Source organism: uncultured Marinobacter sp., from assembly GCF_963974375.1.
Lineage (GTDB): Bacteria > Pseudomonadota > Gammaproteobacteria > Pseudomonadales > Oleiphilaceae > Marinobacter.
In genome coordinates this window covers 1-7,469 of record NZ_CAXBDN010000222.1, presented here as the reverse complement: position 1 = coordinate 7,469, position 7,469 = coordinate 1, and the positions used below count along the sequence as shown (strand labels likewise).

The window sequence follows — 7,469 nt, the reverse complement described above, 5'->3', positions numbered from 1 at the left end:
TTTCCCCCGCCGTTAATGCCGTGTCGGCAACGACAACTGAGGCGGTGGGTGCAACCGCGTCCACCAGCACACCGGTAGTGGAGCCCACAGAGGCAAGTGCCGTATCAAGGTCGTTGCCCACGCTGTCGCGCAGGGTGCCACCGTTGACATCAATTGCCGCGGCCAGGGCAATGCCATCGGTATCTTCATCCCCTGCCTGCACGGTGTAGCGGAACGTCAGTGCAGATGTACCAGCACCACTGAAGTAGGTGGCCTGGCGCGTGGTTGCGCCCACAGTGAGGGCGATTTGCGGTGTGCCTCCACCGGTATTAACCGTTACATTTTCGTTCGCATTGACGGTGAAATCGAGATTCTGGCCCGCAACATAGCTACCGTTGGCCGGCACGCTGACGCTGGTCACGGCGGGAGTTACCGCATCGACCAGAATGTCGGAAGTGTTACCCACTGAGTTCAGAGTCAGGCCGAGGTTGTTACCGGAACCGTCCTGCAGAGTTCCTCCGTTGGTGTCCAGGGCGTTGATGTTGATGCCATCGGAATCGTTGTCGCCTTCCTGCACGGTGTAACGAAATACGATGGCTGACGTACCACTGCCACTGATGTACTGGGCATATTGCGTGGTTGAACCCAGGGTCAACGCGAGACGCGGAGTACCACCGCCGGTATTGACCAAAACAGGCTGGCTTGTGTTGACAGCAAAATCCAGATTCTGACCGCTGATATACGTCCCGTCGGCCGGAACACTGATACTGCTTATGGCCGGCACACTATTGTCCACGACAGCGTTGGTTGAATCTGAACGGCTGGTGATATTGCCCGCATGATCAATTGCGCTAATCGAGACATTACGGTTGATACCTTCAACTGCGCCTGCAACAAGCGTGTGGGTCGCCGTCCAGGTGTCGGCGCTATTCGTCGCTGGCACGGCTGCACTGCCACCGAACTGGCTGAAATCGACTGAGACGGAACTGATAACATCACTGTTATTGTCCCCAGAGAGAGAGTTGTCCCAGGTTGCAGTGACCGTGTCGCCAACGATATAAGTCCCGCCGGTACCAGAAGCTCCGCCAATGCTGATAGCGACATCGGTTAATGTAGGGGGAACATTGTCCACCGAGGCGTTGGCGGTATCCGCGGTGGTTACGGAATTACCGGCATTGTCAGTCGCGGTGAATGCGATATTGCGATTAACACCGTCAAGAGCACCAGAAAGGATGGTGTAGGTCGACGTCCAGGTGCCACCATTGTTCGTCGCAGCGACTGCTGCTCCGCCGCCGAACTGACTGAAATCAACGGTCGCGGCAGCGATAGTATCGCTGTTATTGTCACCGCCAGCGGTATTGTTCCAACTGGCGGTAATGGTATCGCCTATTCTGAACGCACCACCGGTTCCAGTGGCGCCGCTGATGCTGATGTTAGTACTGGTCACTGTGGGCGCGACGTTATCCACCGTGGCGTTGGTGGTATCTGCAGTGGTGGTGAGACCATCCCCGTTGGTTGCGGTGACACTGACATTGCGATTAGCCGCATCAATGGTGCCACTGACAATGGTATAGGCAGAGGTCCAGATTCCATTACTCTCGGTAGCGGCAACTGAATTACCACCGCCAAACTGTGAAAAATCGATCATAACGCCGGTAATACTGGCGTTGCCGTCGCCACTGCCAGTATTGTTCCAGCTCACGGCAATGGTATCGCCGATTTTATACGCGCCGCCAATTCCGGAAGCGCCGCTAATGCTGATGTTACCGTCGGAAACAACTGGAACGACGGTATTAACGACGGATGTATTTCCAGTAAATGAATCAATGTTGGTATTGAGAAAAACTGTTCCCGTCAGACGAACTTCATCAACCGTAAGACCTCCATAACTCAGAGTACCGCTTACCCCTGTCGGCATCGTCTGGCCAATACCAACCAGGACTCCATTTTTGTAACCGGCAACCGTGATGTTGCTACCCGAGGTGTTATCCAAATAGATGCTGGTAAAGATGAATTCCGCGCCGTCGGCCCGGGATATCCTGAAGCGCTCCGTAGTATTCGAATCGGGAATACCGGACTGTAGATTCTGCGATGGCCCGTTGTTCTCGCCATACTGGGGCTGCCATGCCATGTCTCCGCCATCGCCTTGGGCGGCAAATCCAAACTGGAACGACGCCCCCCCCAGTGAGCGAGTCAGCGATGTTTGAATTCCCGTATTATCATCAAAGGTTTCCACAAACGGCGCAGCGCCAACGTCAGCCGCACCCATCAAGATCAAAAGTACTGTCAGCAGTGCGGTGGGCAACCTTCGATAATGGCGTCGTTTCATGAAGCCACTCCACAGAGATAGATTTACTTGAAACTTTTTTATTGTGTAGCGCAACATGATGCCTTCTCTGACAGTTTAAATTGTCGACTCATGAACGACAGCGAATTCAAATTCAACTTTTGGAGGGTCCTGAAGTTCGCTGGCGAGAGTACTCGAAAAAAATCCTGCACCGCTGACTGGAAGACAGCCCGGACTTTTGACTATTACTTTTTCGTTAGGTGCGACAATAAACCAGCCCAGCGTTACTGTCGCCAGCAAAACGGTAAAATTAGGTAATTTACTGATTGGTTTAGGTGCTGACTGAAAGAAACTAGGAACTGCTTGATCAGCAGAGGGAAAATTCCGCAAATAAAACGAAGAAAGGCAGACCGGAAACTACCGATCTGCCTTCATATCAACCGGGAACAGGAGCGGGCACTTAGCTAACGCCCGCTGAACTTCGGCTCTCTTTTTTCCAGGAAATGAGCAACACCTTCCTTGAAGTCTTCACATGAGAAAGACTTTGCCATCTCCCGGTCCGCCATTTCCCAGGATTCAGACAGGTCCTGAAACAGCGAATCGAAGATCTGCCGTTTCATCACCCCTATGGATCTCGGCGACGACTGGGTGACCAGTTGCGCTGCCCAGCTCTGGACTTTTTCCAGAAAGCCCTCTTCCGGCAATGTCCAGACCAGACCCATTTTCTCCGCCTCGGCCGCGCCCACGGCACGTCCTGAATACAGAAGATCTACCGCATTCATCGGACCCACCAGCCGCGGCAGCATCCACGCAATACCGTGCTCCGCCACCAGCCCGCGACGGGCGAACGCAGTCGTCAGTTTGGTGTGCTCGGCCATGAACCGCACATCGCAGAACAGTGTCATGCACAGCCCCATGCCGGCGCAGGGGCCGTTGATGGCGGCCACGATGGGTTTGGCTACCCGCAACAGGTAGCTGAAACGCTGCTGATAGTTCCTTTCGACCGGGTCTCCAGCGGGACTGGCGGTCACTGTTTCGGTACTTTCCTCACTGCCGCCCTGATCGATGGCGGAGGTCAGCAGGTTCATATCGGCGCCGGCGCAGAAGCCACGCCCTTCGCCGGTAACAATGATAATCCGCACCTGCTCATCAGCGTCGGCGGACTCAATGGCTGACCTGACCTCCGTTTCCATGGTTCTGGTCCACGCGTTCAGTTTGTCAGGGCGATTCAGGGCAATGGTTGCGACATAGCCGTCCCGGCGGTAAATAATCTCTTCATAGTTCATTGTTTTATCCTTGATTCGATCAATAGAAAGTGAGCATTGCACGCAGTGATTCTGCATTCCTGAAAAAATCAGGAAACCAACAAACGGAAAGCCGTCGAGGTATGACGTCTATCGGTTATCTGTCCACTAATCACGTCGCCGTAAAGAAAGCTTTCTCCGATGCGCACCAACAGATAGGCCAGATCGTCTGGTACAATGGGCGGGCTCCAGTCTGAGATCTCAAGCTGTTGCCGAATCATGTCTGCCATGGCCACGATAAAGCGGGATTGGACTATGCTGGATTTGGAAGTCAGGATACGAATGGCATACTCGGGATCTTGCCGGATAAACACGCTCAACGGCTCGCTCGCCATCATTTCGCTGACAAGCTGCTCACAGACATAAATCACATAGTCAGCCCCCTTGCCGGGCGCCCTTTCCAATATATCCTCGAACATTTTCTGGCAATAAGACCAGATAACCTCCCCCAGAAATAACTCCTTGTTTCCGACCCATCGGAACAGCGTTGCCCGATTGATGCCCAGCTCCTGTGCCACTGAGCCCAGCTGGATCCGCTCCCCTTCTCGCCATCGCTTCCGTCCCAGCTTCAGGGCATCGACCGGTGTTGCCTGTGGATTGGTATCTCGTTCTGCCATCGCTCGAGCGAGTGGCGTCTCATCTTGCATCACTTATCCTTTTTGTTGCAGCATGGCATCACAATAGCATAATGTTGCTCGTGTGAGTCTGTTTGACGCGCCACATGTGTATTCGCGGATAACAGTAGTAAAGCGGCTGTCCGACCGCAGCATCAGAAACAATAATAATCCGAGTACGGAGCTACAATATGTCAACCTCAGTTCTGACACAGAACCCGTCCTGGTACCAGACCTATCCGGAGGGCATCCCTGAAGTGCCGGTGCTTTCCCGCCGCTCGGTGCACCGGATGCTGTCGGACTCCGCAGTGCGCTGGCCTGAGCGAGATGCTCTTCACTTTATGGGCTGGAAAGCCTCCTATCAAGAGCTGGACCATTTGGTGTCCCGGGCGGCCAGTGGGTTTCAGGCACTGGGGGTCGGCCCCGGTGTACATGTCGGACTTTATCTGCCAAATACACCTCATGGCATTATCAGCTTCATGGCCGTGCTCAGGGCCGGCGGTGTTGTGGTGAATTATTCGCCCCTGGACGCCGAACGTATTCTGGAACACAAGATCAATGACAGCGAGACCGATTTAATGGTCACGCTGGACCAGAAGTCACTGCTTCCACAAATGTCCCGGCTTATGGGACAGACCCGGCTGAAATCTCTGATCGTTGGCTCCCTGGAGGACTTCAGCGCTGAACCAGAAAAGGTTCAGGCTCAGCAAATCGCCGCTGGGGATACCGTTGAAAGGCCCGAGTTCTCCTCCAGCATAATTTCCTTTAAATCACTGATCGACAACGAAGGAAATGTCGAGCTCCACCCTGATGCGGAAGCACCTGACGCTCTCGCCGTACTTCAGTACACCGGAGGTACGACCGGCGCCCCCAAGGGAGCCATGTTAACCCACCGCAGCCTTTCCAGCGCAGCTGACCAACTGGCCAACGCTCTGGGCACCACACTGAACGAAGGTCAGGAGCGCACCCTGGCGGTGCTACCGCCATTCCATATCTACGCCATCACTGTAAACATGTTAGTGGGCTTCCGGCTGGGATCAACCCTCTACCAGCAGCTTCGTTTTGAACCCGAACAGGTGCTGCGAACAATTGAGCAGGAACAGATCACTATCTTCCCTGCAGTACCGACCATGCTTTCGGCCCTCCTGGCGAATCCCGAGCTCGAACGCTACAACCTGACCTCCCTCAAACTTTGCAACTCCGGCGGAGCACCGTTGCCAGTAGAACTCCAGCAACGCTTTATCCGCGCGGCTGGCTGCTCAGTAAAAGAAGGCTGGGGCATGACCGAGACAACATCGGTGGGTACCTTTATGCCAGAAGGATTGAAGCCGCCCGCCGGATGTTGCGGTCTGCCAGTACCCGGTACGGACCTGTGTATTGTCTCCATGGACAACGAAGAACGACGATTGCCTCCCGGAGAGCAAGGCGAGCTCTGTATCCGTGGACCTAACATGATGAAGGGTTACTGGAAGCGCGAAGACGCTACCGCCGAGTCTATGACCCGCGAGGGATATTTCCGCAGCGGCGACGTGGCATTCATGGACGAGGCAGGCTTCCTCTACATCGTTGACCGTACCAAAGACATGATTATCTGCAGCGGTTACAACGTTTACCCTCGCAACATTGAGGAGGCGATCTATGAACATCCGGCCATTGCTGAAGTATCGGTTATCGGGGTACCGGATGAGTATCGGGGACAGAGCCCACGAGCCTATATCACCATCAGGGAAGGTCAAACTGCGCCCACTTTGGAAGAACTTCAGGCGTTTCTGAAATCACGCCTCGGGAAGCACGAAATGATCCACGGCCTGGAGGTCCGGGAGGAACTGCCCAAGACCCCGGTTGGCAAGCTTTCCAAGAAAGAGCTCTACGCAGAAGTCGGCCGGTAACGGCCTCCGAAAACAACAATCGAGCAAAACAGGAAGGTGTTATGAAACAGTTTGGTTCAAAACTGCTGACGTCGGTTTCTCTGGCTGCCTGTATTGGCTTTGCAAGTGCAGGTACACAAGCCGATTTGCGCTTTGCTCTTGGCTATCCCCAGGGCTCCATTCCAGCGCTGTCTGCTGAAGTCTGGGCGGAGACCTTTGAGGCTGAAAGTGGTGGCAACGCCTCCGCGCAGGTCTACCCTCTTTCGCTGCTCAACCTGATGGAAACATCGGCAGGCCTTAGAGACGGCATGGCGGACGTAGGTATTATCATCATGAGCTATTTCATAAACGAGTTTCCTTCTGCTCACATGGTGACGGAGCTAACCATGCTGCTAGAAAAGGAGGAACTTAAAGGTCCGCACGGTGCCATTTTCAGCGGCGCCGTCATGGAATACGTCATGCTGAACTGTCCGCAATGTGCCGATGAATTCAAGAAACAGAACCAGGTGTTTCTGGGCAGCGGAACGACATCTCCTCTGCCGTTGATGTGTAACAAGTCGGCCACCAGACTGGATCAGATGGAAGGTCTGCGCCTGCGAGGAGGAGGCGCCCAGCACGCACGCTGGGCCCAGCACGTTGGAGCAACATCGGTTCAGATGTCGGTGAATGAGGTCTATGATGCGCTGGATCAGGGAGTTGTAGACTGCACCATCCAGACTGCCACAGAGCTGACGGTCTTCCGACTGATGGAGGTTGTCAGCCATATAACCACCGGTACTCCCGGCGGAGGATACGGCGGCAGCGCTCTTTCCAACATGAATCGCGACCGCTGGATTTCACTCCCTGAAGCACAACGCACCGCGGCCCTGAAAGCGGGAGCGGCCATGGCGGCGGATGCAATCTGGGCCTATTACCTTAGCAATGAAGAGAATCTGGCAGAAGCAAAAGAACGTGGCATTCAGGTTGTCGAGGCGGACCAGCCACTGGTCGATGAAACCGCCAGATTCATCGAGGCTGATGTAAAAAATATTGCAAGCCATTACGCCAGCCGGTACGGCCTTGAAAACACCGAAGAACAGATTACAACCTTCCGCGGCATTCTCGATCGTTGGCTGGATCTGATTGAAGGCGTGGATGGAAAGGAAGAGCTGCAACAGCTTTATTGGGATGAAATCTTCTCGAAAGTCGATGTGTCCAGCTACGGACTCTGATCGCGCAATCCCGGGGGCGGTTGAGCCCGCGTCCGGGAGTTTGATGTGCCGTTACCCACCCGTACCGGCATAAATGCCAGCTCTCACCTACCTTTGATAACCAACACACGTCTGTAACCTTACCGGAGGCTGCCTGCCTATGTTTTTGATTGGCCGCATACTCGCCCATATCACGAACGTGATGACCATCATCGGCGGTCTTGCCA

General features: G+C 54.5%; 4 protein-coding genes and 1 pseudogene. 2 read left to right on the top strand and 3 right to left on the bottom strand.

Going from position 1 to position 7,469, the window contains the following annotated elements; genetic code table 11:
- From AAC035_RS16295 to AAC035_RS16285, 3 genes and pseudogenes are all read right to left on the bottom strand, one after another.
- A pseudogene (locus tag AAC035_RS16295) lies at positions 1 to 2,308 on the bottom strand (hypothetical protein); the annotation flags it as partial.
- A gap of 422 nt (positions 2,309 to 2,730) precedes the next feature.
- Entirely contained in the window at positions 2,731 to 3,552 is an 822-nt protein-coding gene (locus AAC035_RS16290) for an enoyl-CoA hydratase (RefSeq protein ID WP_339806007.1), read from the bottom strand.
- Positions 3,553 to 3,620: 68 nt separating this feature from the next.
- The gene (locus tag AAC035_RS16285; protein ID WP_339806005.1) at positions 3,621 to 4,217 is read right to left on the bottom strand and encodes a QsdR family transcriptional regulator; all 597 of its coding nucleotides are present in this window, start codon (positions 4,215 to 4,217) and stop codon (positions 3,621 to 3,623) included.
- 158 nt (positions 4,218 to 4,375) lie between these two features.
- On the opposite strand from AAC035_RS16285, the gene AAC035_RS16280 reads away from it, so the two are divergent.
- Both AAC035_RS16280 and dctP read left to right on the top strand, forming a co-directional pair.
- Positions 4,376 to 6,073: a long-chain fatty acid--CoA ligase gene (locus tag AAC035_RS16280; RefSeq protein WP_339806002.1), complete on the top strand. Its 1,698-nt coding sequence runs from the start codon at positions 4,376 to 4,378 to the stop codon at positions 6,071 to 6,073.
- 41 nt (positions 6,074 to 6,114) lie between these two features.
- Positions 6,115 to 7,263: a TRAP transporter substrate-binding protein DctP gene (gene dctP / locus AAC035_RS16275; protein ID WP_339806001.1), complete on the top strand. Its 1,149-nt coding sequence runs from the start codon at positions 6,115 to 6,117 to the stop codon at positions 7,261 to 7,263.
- The last annotated feature ends 206 nt before the right edge of the window (positions 7,264 to 7,469 follow it).

Bases quoted from the DNA above. Each gene is read 5' to 3' on its own strand.
- AAC035_RS16290 (WP_339806007.1), bottom strand. From the start codon at position 3,552: ATGAACTATGAAGAGATTATTTACCGCCGGGACGGCTATGTCGCAACC.
- AAC035_RS16285 (WP_339806005.1), bottom strand. From the start codon at position 4,217: ATGCAAGATGAGACGCCACTCGCTCGAGCGATGGCAGAACGAGATACC.
- AAC035_RS16280 (WP_339806002.1), top strand. From the start codon at position 4,376: ATGTCAACCTCAGTTCTGACACAGAACCCGTCCTGGTACCAGACCTAT.
- dctP (WP_339806001.1), top strand. From the start codon at position 6,115: ATGAAACAGTTTGGTTCAAAACTGCTGACGTCGGTTTCTCTGGCTGCC.